The 17,527-nt window shown below is 35.2% G+C and carries 21 protein-coding genes and 1 pseudogene; 2 read left to right on the forward strand and 20 right to left on the reverse strand.

Going from position 1 to position 17,527, the window contains the following annotated elements; all coding sequences use genetic code 11:
- The first annotated feature begins 102 nt into the window (after window positions 1-102).
- Complete coding sequence (locus WKH56_RS16415; RefSeq protein WP_028413280.1) at window positions 103-747, forward strand: SDR family oxidoreductase; 645 nt, start codon at window positions 103-105, stop codon at window positions 745-747.
- A gap of 34 nt (window positions 748-781) precedes the next feature.
- Here WKH56_RS16415 and WKH56_RS16420 read toward each other — a convergent pair whose 3' ends face one another.
- The 14 genes from WKH56_RS16420 to WKH56_RS16485 form a co-directional block, all read right to left on the reverse strand.
- Window positions 782-1,402, reverse strand: a complete 621-nt coding sequence (locus tag WKH56_RS16420; RefSeq protein WP_033579046.1) for an NUDIX hydrolase — start codon at window positions 1,400-1,402, stop codon at window positions 782-784.
- 176 nt (window positions 1,403-1,578) lie between these two features.
- Entirely contained in the window at window positions 1,579-1,854 is a 276-nt protein-coding gene (locus WKH56_RS16425) for a hypothetical protein (RefSeq protein ID WP_048020814.1), read from the reverse strand.
- A 120-nt stretch (window positions 1,855-1,974) separates the two neighbouring features.
- Window positions 1,975-2,400 carry a 3-hydroxyacyl-ACP dehydratase FabZ gene (gene fabZ, locus WKH56_RS16430; protein ID WP_310884485.1) on the reverse strand — a complete coding sequence of 142 codons (426 nt, stop codon included), beginning with the start codon at window positions 2,398-2,400 and terminating at the stop codon, window positions 1,975-1,977.
- 18 nt (window positions 2,401-2,418) lie between these two features.
- The gene (locus WKH56_RS16435) at window positions 2,419-3,225 is read right to left on the reverse strand and encodes a cobalamin-binding protein (protein ID WP_255900990.1); all 807 of its coding nucleotides are present in this window, start codon (window positions 3,223-3,225) and stop codon (window positions 2,419-2,421) included.
- A gap of 101 nt (window positions 3,226-3,326) precedes the next feature.
- A complete protein-coding gene (locus tag WKH56_RS16440) occupies window positions 3,327-3,605 on the reverse strand; it encodes a hypothetical protein (RefSeq protein ID WP_048020820.1) in 279 nt (92 codons plus the stop codon).
- Between the two features lie 15 nt (window positions 3,606-3,620).
- Window positions 3,621-3,806, reverse strand: a complete 186-nt coding sequence (locus tag WKH56_RS16445) for a hypothetical protein (protein ID WP_255900987.1) — start codon at window positions 3,804-3,806, stop codon at window positions 3,621-3,623.
- A 133-nt stretch (window positions 3,807-3,939) separates the two neighbouring features.
- Window positions 3,940-4,155, reverse strand: a complete 216-nt coding sequence (locus WKH56_RS16450) for a DUF378 domain-containing protein (RefSeq protein WP_013057146.1) — start codon at window positions 4,153-4,155, stop codon at window positions 3,940-3,942.
- Between the two features lie 133 nt (window positions 4,156-4,288).
- Entirely contained in the window at window positions 4,289-4,762 is a 474-nt protein-coding gene (locus tag WKH56_RS16455; protein WP_310884484.1) for a DinB family protein, read from the reverse strand.
- A gap of 431 nt (window positions 4,763-5,193) precedes the next feature.
- Window positions 5,194-6,009, reverse strand: coding sequence for a protein-glutamine gamma-glutamyltransferase (locus WKH56_RS16460; protein WP_033579040.1), 816 nt, complete (start codon window positions 6,007-6,009; stop codon window positions 5,194-5,196).
- Between the two features lie 128 nt (window positions 6,010-6,137).
- A complete protein-coding gene (locus WKH56_RS16465; protein ID WP_063247967.1) occupies window positions 6,138-6,467 on the reverse strand; it encodes a hypothetical protein in 330 nt (109 codons plus the stop codon).
- 95 nt (window positions 6,468-6,562) lie between these two features.
- Window positions 6,563-6,772, reverse strand: coding sequence for a hypothetical protein (locus tag WKH56_RS16470; protein ID WP_063247968.1), 210 nt, complete (start codon window positions 6,770-6,772; stop codon window positions 6,563-6,565).
- Window positions 6,773-6,787: 15 nt separating this feature from the next.
- Window positions 6,788-6,967: a hypothetical protein gene (locus tag WKH56_RS16475; protein WP_033579037.1), complete on the reverse strand. Its 180-nt coding sequence runs from the start codon at window positions 6,965-6,967 to the stop codon at window positions 6,788-6,790.
- 150 nt (window positions 6,968-7,117) lie between these two features.
- A complete protein-coding gene (locus tag WKH56_RS16480; protein ID WP_033579036.1) occupies window positions 7,118-7,531 on the reverse strand; it encodes a hypothetical protein in 414 nt (137 codons plus the stop codon).
- Between the two features lie 328 nt (window positions 7,532-7,859).
- Window positions 7,860-8,546: a hypothetical protein gene (locus WKH56_RS16485; protein WP_310884483.1), complete on the reverse strand. Its 687-nt coding sequence runs from the start codon at window positions 8,544-8,546 to the stop codon at window positions 7,860-7,862.
- A gap of 123 nt (window positions 8,547-8,669) precedes the next feature.
- Between WKH56_RS16485 and WKH56_RS16490 the strand changes: the two genes are divergently transcribed.
- Window positions 8,670-9,170 (forward strand): hypothetical protein, encoded by a 501-nt coding sequence (locus WKH56_RS16490; RefSeq protein ID WP_063247970.1) that lies wholly within the window; start codon window positions 8,670-8,672, stop codon window positions 9,168-9,170.
- A 105-nt stretch (window positions 9,171-9,275) separates the two neighbouring features.
- Here the strand turns inward: WKH56_RS16490 and WKH56_RS16495 are convergent, their stop codons facing one another.
- The 6 genes and pseudogenes from WKH56_RS16495 to WKH56_RS16520 all read right to left on the reverse strand — a co-directional run bounded on the left by WKH56_RS16495 (window position 9,276) and on the right by WKH56_RS16520 (window position 17,391).
- Window positions 9,276-11,780, reverse strand: a complete 2,505-nt coding sequence (locus WKH56_RS16495) for an FtsX-like permease family protein (protein ID WP_310884482.1) — start codon at window positions 11,778-11,780, stop codon at window positions 9,276-9,278.
- Window positions 11,777-12,544, reverse strand: a complete 768-nt coding sequence (locus WKH56_RS16500; protein ID WP_255900968.1) for an ABC transporter ATP-binding protein — start codon at window positions 12,542-12,544, stop codon at window positions 11,777-11,779. The genes WKH56_RS16495 and WKH56_RS16500 overlap by 4 nt, the downstream gene beginning before the upstream one ends.
- Before the next feature lie 240 nt (window positions 12,545-12,784).
- Window positions 12,785-13,060, reverse strand: a pseudogene (locus WKH56_RS16505) (FtsW/RodA/SpoVE family cell cycle protein); the annotation flags it as partial.
- A gap of 278 nt (window positions 13,061-13,338) precedes the next feature.
- Window positions 13,339-14,523, reverse strand: a complete 1,185-nt coding sequence (locus WKH56_RS16510) for a hypothetical protein (protein ID WP_310884481.1) — start codon at window positions 14,521-14,523, stop codon at window positions 13,339-13,341.
- A 776-nt stretch (window positions 14,524-15,299) separates the two neighbouring features.
- The gene (locus WKH56_RS16515) at window positions 15,300-15,860 is read right to left on the reverse strand and encodes a nitroreductase family protein (protein WP_014460005.1); all 561 of its coding nucleotides are present in this window, start codon (window positions 15,858-15,860) and stop codon (window positions 15,300-15,302) included.
- Between the two features lie 238 nt (window positions 15,861-16,098).
- Window positions 16,099-17,391, reverse strand: coding sequence for a Glu/Leu/Phe/Val family dehydrogenase (locus WKH56_RS16520; RefSeq protein WP_033579029.1), 1,293 nt, complete (start codon window positions 17,389-17,391; stop codon window positions 16,099-16,101).
- Window positions 17,392-17,527: the final 136 nt, after the last annotated feature.

Below are 17,527 nucleotides of genomic sequence, written 5' to 3' on the forward strand. Positions count from 1 at the left end.
TTCCCCTTATTCACCGGATTTTGAGCTCATTCATTGAATGAAAACGGTGAATATGAAACAATAATATATAAGTATTTGGATTTGAAAGGAGCAAATTTAGACATGAAAGTTCTTGTAATTGGTGCGAATGGTCAAGTAGGCAAACATATTGTAAACATTTTGAATGAAAGTGATGTGCACACTGTACGTGCGATGGTTCGTAAAGAAGAACAAGCAAAAGAGCTTGAAGCAAGAGGTGTAGAAACGGCTTTTGCGAGCTTAGAAGGCACTGTGCATGAAATTAAGGAAGTGATGAAAGGCTGTGACGCCGTTATCTTTAGCGCAGGATCAGGCGGCAGCACAGGTCATGATAAGACACTTTTAATTGATTTAGATGGAGCAGTAAAAGCGATGGAAGCTGCAGAAGATTTAGGAATTAAACGATTTGTGATGGTAAGCGCCCTTCAAGCACATCACCGTGAAAACTGGAATACTTCACTAATTCCTTACTATGTAGCCAAACATTATGCAGATAAAATCTTAGAAGCAAGCGGATTAACATATACAATTGTTCGTCCAGGCGGATTGTTAAACGAACCAGGAACAGGACGTGTAGATGCCGGTGAGAACAAAGAGCGCGGATCCATTCCTCGTGAAGATGTCGCGCGTGTGGTAGTAGAAACGTTAAGTGAAGATCATACATTCGGACGTTCTTTTGATTTAGTTTCAGGTGATACACCTATCACAGAAGCTATTCAATCTATTTAATATAAAAAAGCAGCGAATGCGTATTCGCTGCTTTTTATTTATCATTTAATACATGTATTAAATGATAAATTACTTTTGCTGTCAGTCCCCATATGACTCGATCTTCATAGTAATAAAAATGTTCTTCCATCTCTCTTGTTTGCCAATTATAATTTTCACCACCAATAATCGCGTCATAAGGAAAATTATGTTCGGGTTCTACTCTGAAATTAATATTGTGTATATCAGGTTCGGTACGCTGAAAAAAAGAAAGAGGCACGGTAAATACTTCTGCTACTTCCGAAGGATTCGGTCGAAGTTCAAGCGACTCATCAATGAAACCTACATAAGGATAAATGATTGTTCCGAATTGAGAAACAATATAATCTAAAGCTTGTACGTGCTGAATAGATTGGGGTGTAATCCCTAACTCTTCAGAGGTTTCACGGATAGCCGTTTCTTTTTCATCTGCATCCGTCTTTTCAACACGCCCTCCTGGAAAACAAATTTCTCCGGGCTGTCTACGTAAATCGAGCGCTCTTACTTCAAATAAGACTTGTAGTTCCCCTTGTTTTTCAATAAGCGGAACAAGAATGCCGAAGCGGGAGAACTGCTCCATCCCAAGGATTGTCGGCATCCGGTTTTCTAACTTAGCTATAATGCGGGATGCATCCATACGTCCACTTCCTTTCACAAAATGAATTATCAAAAGAATAGCGAGTTATAAGCTGCGATGTCAACTAACCTGCAAAAGAAAGCTGTTATCTTTATTATATGAAGAGATGTATTGAATTGACACTACAATTGATAAAAATATATAACATAAATATAAATAAAAACAGATAGCACCGGCTACCTGTCTTTTTGTCTTGTTTTTAACAAACCATAAATAAGTAAAAAGAATGCCACCACACTGATAAGCAATCCTCCTACTTGCTTATCAGTGAGTCCAAAACGAAGCTGAAGCCAAAAGATAACCAAGCAAATCAAAATGACGCTGGTAGCTAAATAAAAGTAAATGCTGTAGAAAAACGGATTCGTTCTTTTCCGTTTGTAGACAAGTAGTGAGATGCCTATATACGTACCCAATAGTGTGAGTAATACAACAATTTCCGTTAGTGTTCTCACCGCATTCTCCCCTCTCCCTTTTTTCTTCTATACCCCGTTTCTTCTTTCATCAAAAGGAAGTTTGACTAAGGTATTTACAAAAAACCGCCTTATGCCATAAGGCGGTTTCCTTCAATACGCTTATACATCAAGAGCAAAGGTAATGACCGCTTCACAAGCTAATTCGCTGTCTACAAATGCTTTTCCTTTTCCTTTTACAATCTTTCCGCGCTGTTTAAGAATCTCAAATTCTAAGCGTAGTGTATCTCCTGGCCTTACTTGACGCTTAAAGCGACATTCATCTATTCCTGCTAAAAAAGCAAGTCTTCCTTTTTGGTGGTCATCCGTAGCCATGGCAAATCCGCCGAGCTGAGCAAGAGCCTCCACAATAAGTACACCAGGCATTACCATGTAGTCCGGGAAGTGACCTTGAAAAAAAGGTTCATTTGCTGTTACTTGTTTGATTCCTACAGCAAGCTTTCCTTCTTCTTGCTCTAAGATGCGATCAACAAGTAAAAAAGGATAGCGGTGTTGAAGGGTATGTTTTATTTGTTCAATATCTTTCATATGTATCGCTCCTTTTTCTTATAATAAAGGGTCCTTACCGTCAAATGCAGGAAACGTATCTGGATGAAGAAGCGGCGCGAGTTTTTTTAACCCTAACAGCAATCGAGGTGAAGGACGACAATACAGCCATTCTTCTAGTACATATACACGATGTTCTTTTATGGCCGGCATGTCAGACCAGTTCGGTCTCTTGTGTAAAATCGTTGGATTTACTTTGTTTGTCTGTACGCCTACCCAAGCCAAACACACGTGATGTGGATTTCGTTGGAGCACTTCTTCCCAATCACTCTGTACATTTGCTTCTTTGTGATCAGCAAATATATTTTCTCCTCCCGCTAACTCACTAATTTCAGTCAGCCAGTTTGCTTTGCCAGGAGTAAAGACAGGTTTTGGCCACCATTCCCAGTATACAGTGGCTTTTTCGTCAATTTGATTTGCAATCCCTTTATATGTAGAAAGAAACTGATCATAACGCTTTAACAGTTCAGCTGCTTTTGTTTCAATGTTTAATCGCTGACCTAAATCCTGTAGATTTTGACGGATATCTTCTAGCGAATTAGGATTATATACGACGTAAGGAAGCTTTCGTTTTTTTAGTTCTTCAATATTTCGCTCCATTCCAGGAACGCTTAGTGATGCTAGGACTAAATCTGGTTTAGCTTCTTCCACCGCATCCATATTAATAGATAAATCGGGACCTAAACGCGGCAGACTCTGAATAGACTGCGGCCAATCGGAATAATCATCAATTGCTACGAGCAAATGCTCACATTTTAAATACGCTATTAGTTCTGTATTGCTTGGACAAAGCGAAACAATTCGCATATTTCCCCTCCTGCATCCATTTCTTTTTTTTCTATTATACAATAGATTTCCATATAAAAAGCAGAGACTTTCACTGAAGTCTCTGCTTTTGGTGCTCTTTCTTATCCACCCATCGCACGATAAAAGAAATAAAAGAAACCCAAACAGCCTAGTGAACTAATGCTTGTAGTTAAAATACCGATTGAAAGCAGCACCTGTCCGTCTCTTTTTTGTTTGTATCGCAGCATATAATAAAAAGCTAAAAGGGTGCCAATAAGTAAATAAATAGCCCATATGTAAGGTAGATTCTTTAGTTGAAAGATGTATCCTTGATTAAATAATAAACAGTAAATAAAAAAAAGATTTACGATAAAAAAGATAGGAAGTACACTTTTATTCATCTATTAAACCCTCTTCTATTCTTTATTTTCTGCTATAGTTATCTTGTTTTGATTTCTCAGTTCATCCCGTATTTCACGTAAATATTGATTTCTCTCTTTCATTCGCTGTAACACTATAACAATAACAGCTATCATACCAGCAATGATTCCTATATAAAGAACTCCAAACACTAAGATAGGTACTACACCCCAAAGCTCCATCTCATCCCTCCTACTTTTTGGTTATTACCTTATTTTACCGTATTTTGTAAAGATGTCACGTCTTTTATCCATGAAAAAGGGAGTTTGAATATACATTCAAACTCCCTAAAGAGATAATAAAAAATAATATTTATTATAGCGCTTTGCTTTTGACACTTGCTCCCGTTCCGAAGAACTTATCAAAAATTTGATAAAGAGCAGACAGGCCAACTAACCAATAAATCGTTGTTACTAACCAATCCCAAGAGCCAAATAGCTCTTCTACTACATTCACGCCTAATGCTACAGCTAACCAATTTAAACCGCCTAAAATCACAAGAAGAGTCGTTAAACCTGAAAGAAATTTCACGTTGTCACCTCCTTGCGAACTGCATTAGGAAAAGCAGCTCATGTTACATCTTATGCGCTGTATAGATCAGTATATGCATAGGCGCTATGTAAAATAGTTATAAAGAATATGTGATTTATTATTTTTTATTTCCTTATTGTGCAGCTGCTGCTTTCCCAATTTGCTTAATCGTTTCTACATGCATCGCTTCGTGATAGAAACTGAATAAAAACGTTTCGCCAACTGTTGTAAAGTTGATACCCGCTTTATTTGTAAAAGGTGTGATTAACTGCTTATCAAACTGCCCCGGCATGAACTCTTTAATACGATGTGCTTGGTCTTTCAACACATTCGCAATTTCTTCAAGAGATGGAGCAGCCTCCGTCCAATCGGCAGGTTTTGTTCCTGCGCCGAAAAAGCTTTCATAACTCTCTGGCGTTTGCATCGGTTCACCAGCTAAGCCAAACACAAGTTTTTCTTGAATAAAGGCAATGTGTCCGAGATTCCAGCGGATATTGTTATTGAATCCTTTTGGTGTGATGTCCGCTACCTCTTCTGTTGTTTTTTCGAGGATACTAATCGTAATCCCTCTTACAACGTCCATATGTTTTAAAATCAGGTTTTCCATCGTCTAATCTCTCCTTACGTTGTCGTATTAGATAAACTATTCAATGTCTATTGTGCACAAATTAATCTTTAAATGCCACTCATAACATTTAAAGATTAAAATAAAAGAAAATTCAAAAGAAAATCCCCCTATATAAAAACTAGGGGGATGTTTTAAGCAGAAGACTTTAAATTTGAGACAGGTCCTTTGTTTGGCTTCGGTTTTAGCTGACCAAGCTTATTTTTCAGATAATCTTTTAATGCGCCGCGTTTTCTCTTGCGTCTTTTATCACGATTTTTAATAGTAATCTCCTCCTTTCCTTTTAGTTTTAAGACCTGTGTATTAAATGGATTCTTCTTTTATACATAAAATCCTTTTGAATTCTCAAATTTACCTTCATGTAATTCTTTCCTTTTTACAAAAAAAGACCAAAGTATCAAAACTTTGATCATTCAAGCTACATACGTAATCGATCCAATAGTGGAAATAATAGCGCTGTTTCTGTCATACCAAACAACAGGTTCGTATCTAACCGCCAAATAACTGAGGTGAGCGGTGTGAAGCCTGACAATTTCATCTGACAGGTAAGCTGATTGCTTTGCGTTGTCTTTTCTCTTTAAATTTAACACTTCAATAATTCTTTCCCGCGTCGTAATTCCAATTCCATGACCAAAATATAGAGTTTCATCTAATACAATGGTGTTTTCACCTTTCCACTGGGGAGTATCAGGGTTATAATCAGGGTTTTTAAAATACGCACAGTCTCCGGGCAAGTAGTCAGATCCTTTATAACCATGGAGCTCAAGATCTTCATCGTATTGCCAATCGTGTAAGTAAAGATCAGCAAAAAGCCTGTTAAAGTTTGCTTTTCCAATATTATTTAATACAGCTTTGTAAAAGATGATGATAACAGCCGTCGCGCACTCAAACGCGTATTCGTGTCCGTTGTAAAAAATATCATCGATGGCCTGATGAGGAGAAACGGTAGGCAGTAGCTGAAACCCTCCGTTATCGGTTCGTTTCCAATACTTTTCGTTGCACCTAGAACGGGCGAATGTAGCAAACCTAGCGCCGCTTTTGCGCAGCAACACAGACGATTCAATAATTTGTAATTTAACAGATACATCAAAATCAAGCTGGTCAAATGTAGCATACTCATACACTTCCCTATAGGCATCCATTTGTTTTAAAATGTCTGCTTTTTCTTTTGTTAACGAACTATTATTTAAATCGCTTATTTTCACAATTTGTTGATTAACTTTAATCATAGACGTTCTCTCCTTTACAGAAAATGATATCAATCACCTTCTCTAACAGGATATTGATAAAAAATTATTTTGTGTATCTTCATTTATTTAAAATCGTGAAGATTAGGAAAAACGATAAAAAAAATAAGTTAACCGCTAATTTTTTCATTTGTTCCTTTTTGTCCTTTTGTCACCTTTTTAAATATAAAGCGAGCAACTAACACGTACAGTGGTAACACAATAATGACGGCAATAACATTTAAAATCCAAGGTATTGTCCCCATAAAAACGTTTGAAGATGCTTTATCATACCAGCTCACAATAATTATTAAAAAGACAACACTGGATATAAAAGTACTTATATATCCCTTCTTATAGTTTGTACTTCTCACAGCAACAACAAAGCCAATTACCAATGAAATGCCTGCTGCAATTAAGACAAAAATCGAAAATAAATTTGCTACCTTTTGAACGTCCATTACTTCCCTCTTTCTTATAAAATTTTCACTCCAGAATCTTCGTTGCGTCACTTATAAAAAAAGTAAATTTAAGTACTTTGAACTGCCTAAAACAATTAACGCTTTTTTCTAGATACAATTCCTACAGTATTTTGATTAGCCGCTTCACTTTGTTTTTGATCAAAAGTTACTATTAAATTGTATATAAAAATTAACAAACCACACCCAACCATAATCCAACGCATACTTCCTTGGAATGCAGAATTAAAAATGTTTGCTAAAGCTATTATACGTCCTGTTGACATGTTAAGATAATTCCAAAACAAGCAAATCGCCCCTCCTTAACCATTGCTTCTTCTTTTCTTAGGTCTTAATATAAATTCGTAGATGAACCAATAAATTAGAGGAAATAAAACGATAACGAGAAACCCGTTTTCAGCCGGTATATATTTGTAGATTAATAGCATAATAATTGCAAACACAAGGTAAGCTATCCAAAACCCTTTATCTCTTTTGCGCATACTTACCACCTCTCTCTGAACTGAAATAGCATCCTAACGTCTAACGTATTTTCTATATACACAACCAAATCCTTTCTTAAAAGTACGTTATTAGCGAACGCCATACCAAGATAAGCCTAATTTTTAAGTCTAGGCTTATCTTGGTACTACCTATTTAGCAAGAAATACTTCTTCATTCACATTTTCAAAAAACGACTCCAACCTAGAAAAGTCCTCCTTGTTTCCCCGTGTAGAGAAAACTTCTTGATCATCATGAACAACAACCATCGTAAAAGTTGATTTGAAAATTGTAAGGATTTGCTTTCCTGTTTTTATTTCCCTGATTTTATTAAATGGGATATGTAATACAATAGGCAGCTTAGAGAAAACTTCTCCGTAAAAAAGTAGGCTTTTTTCTGTATAAGCTAAAACACCTCGAATAGGTACAGAATTTCCATTTGGTACACCTACAAGTCCCGAAAATCCACTTTCACATTCATAGTAAGTTAAAATAGATTCTCTAATTTCTTCGTCGCTATCTACCCTTTCTTTAAACTCTTTAGTTGCTCTCTCTTTTAAACTCATACTATCCCCCCTATAGAAATTACTTCTGTTTAACGTACACCTAACTAAATTTTAGGTATCTGCCACCTAATTAATCTTTCTAGTTAAAATAATTCATACAAAAAGTGCGTGGATATTTAAATATCCACGCACTTTTTGTTAATCCCCTCAAACTCCAAAAACTTTATAGGAAGGATGCGTTTTTAATACTCAGGCTTAGCAACACCTAAATTCGATTCAAAATCAGTAAGGTACGTGCGGGATCCGTTATATTTCTCTTCTTCTTCATAGTCATAATTATTACTTGTGTACGGATTGTTAACAATGTTTTTATATGATCTGATGGTTTTTATCTGATGGTTTTTAATTGAGTATCCAAGGAATAATCAAAACCTTTCATTGCTGTTTCTAATTCTTCAAGCTGTTCCTTACTAAAAGCATCTCGATGCTTTTGTAATTCATCTTTTATTATATGCAGTTTGTATACTGGTCCGTTTGTTATGTCATTAACTGTAGGTTTTATATCTCTATTAATATCTTCTTGAGAAGAATGGAGGTGGTCGTAGAAGAATGATATACCTAGATCCTTGCCGTCATCCCAACCTCTGGTGGCCTCGATAACCGAATGCATATTTTTCATCATTGTCACTTTATATATTGTTTTAGGGGAAGTGTATTTCGTATAAGCTTTTAAAGCCTCTTCTCCATTTAGTTTATCAACATCTTTTTCAAGGTTATTGATACTTATTTCTAACTCGTCATTATTCATTTTATTAACCTTTGCAGTACTGTTAACGGACGTAGATAACAAATTAAAATCATTTTTATAACTTTGAAACGTTTTTTCTATGTCCTCATCTTTATTAATAAGACGATCACATTCATTTTGGAGAAACGTTAACTCTATTTTTATTTCTTTTTGGGCTTCTTCTTGTTTTGTATTTTTGCTAATTGATTCTTTTGAGGTACATCCCATTAAACTAAAAGCAACAGTTAGAACAGCTGCTCCTGCTGCTATCTTCCTTGAATTCTTCATTGTGAAACTCCATTTCTTTGTTGTTTAACTTTTACATACTGAACAACTATATCACATAAATGGATTATTTTAACTATTTATATTAAGATTAAAATTAAAGAAATTAATAAAATGGGGGTTTGTATGAAAAAGTTATATTCTGCATTACTCGCAGCTCTACTGTCAGCAAGTATACTAACGGCTTGTTCAGCAATGAACGTAAACGGTAAAAAAGACGGAGAATTTTATTCGAGTGAAGATGAAGCCTTTGAAAATGCCAAAAAAGAGTCTACAGGAATACAAGATATTATCGGTGAAAGCAAATATGTAGATAACGAAAAGATTGTTATCTATACAATTAAAGAAAAATCGAATGTAGGTGTAGGAACAGCTACATTAACTCAAAAGGATCAAAAAATTCGTTGGTATTTTAATGGGAATCCAGCTATTATCAAACAATCAAAGGGAAATACAGATATCACTAGTGAAATAACGACTCCAAAAGGTGTAAAGTACGATTTTTATGCCGGTACCCCAACAAAATCAAATATGACAATTGAAACCCGTACCGATACTGAAGTAGTCCCTCATATTGATAAAGAATATGATATTTATTATTACCTCTCCCCTGTTCCAAGAAATTAAGCAGCAATGTTTTTATTAGTCGCAACTAACTATAGAAACTAATAAAACCCAACCTCTACAAAGAGATTGGGTTTTATTAATATTATAATATATCTATATGAGAAGTTACTTATTATCATTAGTAAGCTCTATAGAAAGATCTTGTCCAGATATTTTTCGACTTACGTATGAGAATAAAAAAGTGCTAACTACAAGCATTGATACTACTACAGAAAGAATTGTTTTATAATCTATAACAAACTTCCCTGGATCCATTAATAGCAGAATTAATGTCACTAGAAGCCCCATTACAATTCCACATATTACTCCAATCGTAATATATAAATTCACCTGTGAAAGAATGACTTTACGAATGGATTTTGGCGTCATGCCCATCGCGCGTAAAACAGCAAATTCTTTTCGTTTTGAATAAATATTATTTGCCAATGAATTAAATACTCCTAACATGGTAGAAATAACCAATGTGGAAATAACAACTATAAAAATTCCCCAACGCTGATAAAACATTTCGTTTGTCTCTTTAAAAGATTGATCATAGCTGCTTACCTTTAATTCGGGATACTGGCTTTTTAAGCCCTCAATTTCTTTTACAGCGGCCTTTACATTCTTTGAATCCACATATAATCGATAGAACTCTAAACCTTCAAAGTTGTTCTTTAAGTCTAAAAATGCTTGGTTATGGTCAAGAAGGTGGTCAGGTGTAGCGGATATTACATAATCGCCTTTAGGTATTATTTGTTCCGTTATATAAAATCCGTTTTGATTTTGTGCGTATAATCCTAAATGTATTGTCTGTCCTAATTTTAAGTTATTCTTTTCAGCAAACTTTTTTGAAAGTACAATCTTGTTATTCGAAGTTGTTTTTTTACTGTAAGGAAACTGTTCTAACAGACCTTGTTGTTGTAACCTTTTAATATCGACTACCGAGTAATTAATACCTGTGTTTTTTTCTGACGTTAGAAGTCGAGCTGTACTTTGAGAACTAATATTACTAACACTCTTTACATTAGGTAACTCTTCTACCTTTTTAATCAGTTCTTCCGTATCTATCTTTAAATTGTCAGAACGAGCTTCCACAATAATCGGCATTACATATTCTTTTTTTAAGTAGGTTAGTCCATTAATTTGTATGGTTCTAAATGTAATTGACCCAAATACAGTAATGATCATTAATCCGCATATTATTAAAATAATCATTGTATTTTTTCTAACTTGAGGAACTAGGTTTTTTACTGCAATATAAAATTCTTTGCTAAATATTTTTTGTCCATATGGTAAAAACCATTTTAATCCTTTAGTCACTAGGATAGGAAAGATTAGTATAAAGGCAAACAAGACTAAAATAACTGTAATTAGTAACATCCCAGGTCCGTATGTGCCTCTTGTAGGAAATACCTGGCTTCCTATAACTAAAAATAAGGACATTGCTATTAGTACCTTGAAAATTACTATTCTTGTCTTGGAAAAACCATAGTTAATTTTCTCGTTCTTCTGCATTGTTTTTAGTGGCAATACTTTTGTACTTCGATAAGCTGGAATGAGTAAAAAGAATTGAATAATAACAAACATTACAACTGTAATGATAACGGCAGTACCTACGTTAAAATCAGATGGAGAGGAAGCTATTTTCGACACTTTTCCTAACCAGCTGTATAAGTACCTTTGACTGCAAAAGGTTAGCAAAAACCCGACACCTGTACCTACGGTGTTTATAACGGTGCTTTGAAGTGTGATAATCTCGCTAATCTGTTTAGCAGTGGCTCCTATCGACCGCATAATGGCGAACTGATTCCTCATTTTGTAAAGCAAAAGCTCAAAGTTTGAAATGAGAATAAGAGACGTGATGATTAATACCAATGCCGATAAAACCATAATAAATGTATGTAAGGATTGTAAATTATTTTGCACGCCTGCATCTTGTTCAGCTATATCAATACGTAAGTCCTTGTTATATGATTTAATATGATTGGCCAACTTTAAGGCGCTCTCGTTTTTTTGTGCCTTTATTAATAAATAAGTCGCTTCTGCGCTGCTTTTTTCTTTTGTTTGAATATAGCGTTTTACATTCTTTTGATTAAGTATCAGCATATCCGGTGCTACTCCAGTAGCGGATAAATCATTTACGGTTTCCGCTAATGTGTATGTTCTGTTTTCAATAAGGACTTTATCTCCAGTTTTTATGTCTAAATCTTGGGCTAAGCTCTTATTCATTGCCACAGAGCTACTATTTAGAGGTTTGGAAAAGTGATATCGACTTTTAGCTAAGTAATCATTTTCAACACCTACTGTATAGATAGAGGCATGTAGTTGATTTAGGTTTAAATGAGCAATAGATACTTTTGATACCTTATCTACCATTTTATCCTGGTGAATTTCTTCAACTAAAGTTGATGTCAAAATTTTGCCTTGATTCATATCAAACCCTACGGACAAATCCATCGCACCGTAAGTTTGTTTTAATTGACTTTTTAATGTGTCCTGCGCATTAAAAGAGAATAAAACCATACTAAGTACAAGCATGGTAGAAATAGCTATACTTACAATAGACGAAAACACAATGAATTTATTGGACTTAAATAAACGAAAAGCTAAACCTCGTAGTGTTTTCATATCTTAAGACTCTCGGCTTTTGTAATCAGCTTAAACTTCTCTAGTATATGATCCAAATCACTATTTCCACTACAGATATACGTATCGACAATAGAGCCATCATGAAAGAATAGAACGCGATCTGCATAAGTAGCTACATTAGGGTCGTGAGTAACAAGAAGTATGCTTTGGCTAAGTTCGTTTTTTGTGGTTACCAGTGTGTCTAGTATGCCTTCGGAAGTATTAAAATCAAGGTTACCTGTAGGTTCATCTGCCAGAATAATAGGTGGGTCAGTTATAATAGCCCTTCCTATAGCTACGCGCTGCTGTTGTCCACCTGATAGTTGTACAGGACGGTGTTTTTTCCAAGCTGTTAAGCCCAAGAGCTCGACAACGTTATTTACTTTTAAATCAATTACATCCGATGTAAGTCCCTTTAAAACAAGCGGCAGAGCTATGTTTTCTTCTACAGATAAATCCTTTAATAAGTGGAATGATTGAAAGATAAATCCAATATTATCTCTTCTGTACGCTGAAGCTTGAGGTTCTTGGAACATATCTTTTGAAAACATTCCTTTTAATTTAATTGTTCCACTAGTTGGTTCATCCAGTGCTCCTAAAATGTTCAGCAGTGTGCTTTTTCCTGAACCACTTGTTCCCATAACAGCAACCATTTCACCTACTCTTAACTGAAAGGATATATTATTTAGTGCAGTAACTTCATAACCCTCTCCTTTATAAACTTTAGTTAAATTTTTCACCTCTAAAATATGTTTATTTTTCACGCCTTCACCTCGAAGTAAGTTTTTTTCTGTAGTAACAAAGATAGTTAACTCTTATATCGCCTCTCCTTTTGTAAATTTCTACTATATCTAGTACGTTTCAAAACAGGAATAGTTTTACATTTTAAAGAAAATAGGTAAAAAAGTTTTAATTATTTATAAGAAACACAACAAGATATCGTCTCTTTAGTTCGCTTTTAGTATAAAAAAGATAGTGGTATGAAGTAAGCCGCTATCTTCTAATCAGACACTTTTCAATTGAGTTGGTTCTGTACCAGTTTGTTTGTACTTATTTTTAAACTTGTCCAACATAGAGATTTCGGGAAGTACACCAGTTGTAAACAATAGCAAAGTAATTGAGGAAAAACCGTAACTGACAAAAGGAAGTGTTACTCCGGTGATTGGTAAGATTCCTGAGACTGCACTAAGATTAACAAATGTTTGGATGCCAATCATAGTAGAGATACCAATAGCTAGTAACAAATAAAAAAGATACGAGCATCTCTTAGCTATTAGTAATCCTGCAAAAAGATAATGAAAAGGAGTTTTTCATACTTCTCGAGAAGAACAAAGTTTAGTAAAGATGACACAAAAGCACAGTATGAAGATATATTAGATGCCTGTATTAATCGTTTTTAAAGAATACGAAAACAGACAAAACAAGCTGCGCATTTAAAATGCCAGCTTGTTTTGTTTTTTAGGGTATAAGATATTTATAAAAAATTGGGGATAAGAACGGTCATCCTTACTACTATTTTGTTCCTGATTGTAAATTTATTCCTAGTCATTATAAAAAGTTAAATAAATATATCTTTAATCTTAAAAATGTATTCATCCGGTAATTTGTCAGCTCTCCTTGAAATCTCTGCTCTCTGGCTCTTTCTCCCGTTAATAACAACTGAATTTTTTTTTATATTTATGCTTCCGAAGCTATACGGGCACCAAAATAAATTAATATCATCTATTTTTGTAGTTTTAACAACGTTAGAATTAAGGTCCGTAACACGCAGTTTAAATGGAGCATTTGTAAGATGAGATTTGGGCACTGTATAAATGACCTCGGCTAAATACTTACCATTTTGTTTCGAGAAGTATGTGAGCTCAATGTCGGTGCCTTCTTCTTTTATTTTTTCAATAACAGATTCTATTTTATGCTCTTCTAAGTGATCAAACTTCGTAACGCTTCTTAATGCTGAAACTATACTATTAAACATCATATTTGATTTAGTTTCGTTGTCACTCGCCATATATTTTTTAGTATCTATTATCGAAAATGCATCTTTTATCCGGTGATTCGGGGCAAACTCTTGTTTAGCTTCCACTAGTGTATCCGCTAAATGTATAAAGATGTGACTATAACCCGGCAGCATCACTTCTGCTTTCCTTAGCAGGTTGCTGAAAACTTCGGTGTAGATAAAAGAGTGGTTTGGTTCTGTTTCTTCGATAGGAGCAGAAATACTAATCGTTGTTAATGGCTTTGTTAGCGGTTTTGGATTAGCCAAAGACCTTTTCATTGAAAGGTCAGCTAGTTTAGCCCAGTTACTTTGAGCTGTTTGCTTTTGCTTCTTGAAGTATGCCTTTAGCTCCTCGAGTGTACGCGGTGCATCTTTTATCGATTGTTGAAACTCTAATAGAAGTTTATCTTCACTAAAGTCGAGTTCTGACTTTAGTTTTATAGTTTTAACTAGCACAATAGCCTCTTCAACTCTATGTAGACCTGTTAAGAAATCCTCTATATTAAGATTTTTGTTATTGATAAAATTTCCAGGCAACTCAATTTCGGCTATATTTTCATAGAGAACACGTAATTTGTACTTCTTCTTAGAGGTAGGATTGTTTATAAAACGGATTAAAATACACTCAAACGTGCTTCCGTGAAACTCTCCTATTAAATGTTCATTTAAAAAAGTATCTAATAATTGCAAAGAAAAGTTATCTTCTTCTTTCGTTTTAAAATCCTTATACTCAATTAAAAATCTCATTGGAATCACCTTGGAATATACAGTATATTTTTACTATACATTATATTTTAAAAAGCAGTCAATGCAAAGCATACAGCCAGTAAAGGACAGCTTTATATAGGATCTCAAGCAAACTTCACTTCTAGATAGAGGTTATTCACCTGCAACACATTGAGATAGAATTGGACTATGATTCCGTTCCATATATTAAGATATTAAAAAGTTATACAATAACTTTGAAGAAAAAAAGCAGCGGTTACTTAGCTTGGAATTTTAAATTTTATTGACACTCCTCCCCTTTTCACCCCGTTAAAAATAGCCCCTACCTAAGTCTAGGCAAGAGCTATAAATTACGACGACAGAGATACAGGTTAGTCACTCGGGAGAATAAGATGTTATGAACTGTTTTATCGGTTCCTAACCATTATCTTTTCTACTATTCAATTTTATAAATAAGTTATGGGACGAATATCAGAGCTCCTAAAATCATGTAAGCAAAGGGAAATGATAACATAATGGCACATAAAATTATTCCCCTTACCCAAAGAGACTACCTCCATCTATTGCTTCTGTAAAGGCATTAACTATCAGTAAAGCGTTAATTACAAAGTAAACAAAAGAAAAATATCTAAGGTATCTTATCTTTCTCTTTTGTTGTTTTATCATAAATAATCATTTGATATTCCCGTTAAGTTCCCTTCTGCCACTTCTTAAAAACAATAAAAAAGACAGCTCACAATTGTATAAGTGACTGCCCCTTTTTACTTTAATATTTATAGAAGCACAGGAAGAACCTTTTAACGATACCAAATCGTTTTATCTTGATATGGAATACGTTTTGATGAAGCTTCTTTATTAGGGTGTCCGACGTAAATTAAGCCTAAGAGCTTATCGTCTTCTTCTAGAGATAAAAAGTCATTCAGTTCTGACTGATAGACAATATCACCCGTTCTCCAAATTGTAGCCAAACCTTGTTCTTCCGCTACTAATAGCATATTTTGTATGCTTGCCGCTACGGCAGAGATTTCTTCAATTTCAGGCACTTTTCCTGAAGGACTTACTGCTACAGCAATAATGACAGGAGCACGAAGCGGGCCTTTTTTAGCTTTTGTTGTTTTTTTCAACGCTTCTTCCTCACTTAAGTGAGCAGTTTTTTGCTTCATAATACGTTCCATTTCGTCTCCTAAACGAACGCGTGAATCCCCTGTAAACACTCGGAATTTCCAAGGCTCTGTCTTTTTATGGTTAGGAGCCCAAGTGCCTGCTTCTAACATAAGGTTGATAGCATCTTCTGATACGTCTTTGTCTTGCATAGCCCCAATCGTTCTTCTGGCTTTAATAATATCTAATACACTCATGCTTTCTGTCTCCTTTTCTACATTCAATTTATTAGTATAGGTATGTATATATCTTATATATAGAATAATTGAAAATCATTCTCACTGTCAATTGTTTTGCCATCATTCGGGTTGCGATAAATAAATATGCCAATTTTTTATGCATGTTTGTTTTTTTAGCAGGTTTTCTTTTAATTATTTGGCAGTTCCGGTAAATAAAAAACGATTTGGAACATGTAGTCCAAATCGTTTTTTTATCTTATACCCAGCCGCGGAAACGAGAAGCTTCAGCTGATTTTTTGATTCCTGCCATGTAAGCAGCAAGTCTCATGTCTACATCATTTTCTTGAGCGATTTGATAGATCGTTTCAAATGAATCCACCATTACCTTGCGTAATTTGTAAGCTACTTCCTCTTCAGACCAGTAGTAGCCTTGATTATTTTGCACCCATTCGAAGTATGAAACCGTTACGCCTCCAGCACTCGCTAAAATATCCGGCACTAAAAGCACGCCTTTTTCGTCTAAAATGCGCGTAGCCTCAAGTGTAGTCGGTCCGTTCGCTGCTTCGACTACAATAGAAGCTTTAATGCGATGAGCGTTGCGAACCGTAATTTGATTCGAAATGGCTGCGGGTACTAAAATATCACATTCTTTTTCTAATAGTTCTTCGTTTGTCATCACATTGGTAAATAAATTCGTTACGGTACCAAAACTGTCGCGTCGATCAAGCAGGTAATCAATATCAAGACCAAGCGGATCATAAAGAGCTCCGTACGCGTCTGAAATGCCAATTACTTTTGCTCCTGCGTCATGCATGAACTTAGCAAGAAAACTGCCGGCATTTCCGAAGCCTTGAATAATAATCCGTGCTTCTTGCAAGTTAAGGTTTTTCTTTTTAACAGCTTCTTCTATACAAATGGTTACTCCTTTAGCCGTTGCAGTTTCGCGTCCTTGAGATCCTCCGAGTACGATAGGTTTTCCGGTAATAAAACCAGGAGAATCGAACTCACGCAGTCGGCTATATTCGTCCATCATCCACGCCATGATTTGAGAATTTGTATAGACATCCGGTGCAGGAATATCTTTAGTAGGCCCAACTATTTGACTGATGGCTCTTACATAGCCGCGGCTGAGTCGCTCTAGTTCACCAAACGACATGTTTCTTGGGTCACATACAATTCCGCCTTTACCTCCGCCGTACGGAAGGTCGACAATCCCGCATTTTAAACTCATCCAAATGGATAATGCCTTCACTTCTTCTTCATTTACTTCAGGATGAAAGCGTACGCCTCCTTTAGTAGGCCCGACAGCATCATTATGCTGAGAGCGGTAGCCTGTAAATACTTTTACCGATCCGTTATCCATTTTAACTGGAATACGAACCGTCATCATGCGCAGCGGTTCTTTCAACAAATGATACATTTCTTCACCATACCCTAGTTTTTGAAGCGCTTCTTGAATAACGGTTTGAGTAGATAAAAATAAATTAAGTGATTCCTGTTCTTGCTGCTGTTCTTTTTTTAATTCACTAGCTGTTTTTGTAATGGACATTCTGTTCACCCCATATTAATCATTGAAATTTCTCAATGATTTAATATGCAATTCCTGTGCCAATTTCAGCGGTTTTACAACGCTTTTATTTTATAAATAATCTGCATTAGCACGCCTTATATTCCCTGCATAGGCT

This window comes from Priestia sp. SB1, assembly GCF_038898415.1.

Coding starts and splice junctions, on each gene's coding strand:
- WKH56_RS16415 (WP_028413280.1), top strand. CDS start 103: ATGAAAGTTCTTGTAATTGGTGCGAATGGTCAAGTAGGCAAACATATT.
- WKH56_RS16420 (WP_033579046.1), bottom strand. CDS start 1,402: ATGGATGCATCCCGCATTATAGCTAAGTTAGAAAACCGGATGCCGACA.
- fabZ (WP_310884485.1), bottom strand. CDS start 2,400: ATGAAAGATATTGAACAAATAAAACATACCCTTCAACACCGCTATCCT.
- WKH56_RS16435 (WP_255900990.1), bottom strand. CDS start 3,225: ATGCGAATTGTTTCGCTTTGTCCAAGCAATACAGAACTAATAGCGTAT.
- WKH56_RS16440 (WP_048020820.1), bottom strand. CDS start 3,605: ATGAATAAAAGTGTACTTCCTATCTTTTTTATCGTAAATCTTTTTTTT.
- WKH56_RS16445 (WP_255900987.1), bottom strand. CDS start 3,806: ATGGAGCTTTGGGGTGTAGTACCTATCTTAGTGTTTGGAGTTCTTTAT.
- WKH56_RS16455 (WP_310884484.1), bottom strand. CDS start 4,762: ATGGAAAACCTGATTTTAAAACATATGGACGTTGTAAGAGGGATTACG.
- WKH56_RS16460 (WP_033579040.1), bottom strand. CDS start 6,009: ATGATTAAAGTTAATCAACAAATTGTGAAAATAAGCGATTTAAATAAT.
- WKH56_RS16465 (WP_063247967.1), bottom strand. CDS start 6,467: ATGGACGTTCAAAAGGTAGCAAATTTATTTTCGATTTTTGTCTTAATT.
- WKH56_RS16475 (WP_033579037.1), bottom strand. CDS start 6,967: ATGCGCAAAAGAGATAAAGGGTTTTGGATAGCTTACCTTGTGTTTGCA.
- WKH56_RS16480 (WP_033579036.1), bottom strand. CDS start 7,531: ATGAGTTTAAAAGAGAGAGCAACTAAAGAGTTTAAAGAAAGGGTAGAT.
- WKH56_RS16485 (WP_310884483.1), bottom strand. CDS start 8,546: ATGAAGAATTCAAGGAAGATAGCAGCAGGAGCAGCTGTTCTAACTGTT.
- WKH56_RS16490 (WP_063247970.1), top strand. CDS start 8,670: ATGAAAAAGTTATATTCTGCATTACTCGCAGCTCTACTGTCAGCAAGT.
- WKH56_RS16495 (WP_310884482.1), bottom strand. CDS start 11,780: ATGAAAACACTACGAGGTTTAGCTTTTCGTTTATTTAAGTCCAATAAA.
- WKH56_RS16510 (WP_310884481.1), bottom strand. CDS start 14,523: ATGAGATTTTTAATTGAGTATAAGGATTTTAAAACGAAAGAAGAAGAT.
- WKH56_RS16515 (WP_014460005.1), bottom strand. CDS start 15,860: ATGAGTGTATTAGATATTATTAAAGCCAGAAGAACGATTGGGGCTATG.
- WKH56_RS16520 (WP_033579029.1), bottom strand. CDS start 17,391: ATGTCCATTACAAAAACAGCTAGTGAATTAAAAAAAGAACAGCAGCAA.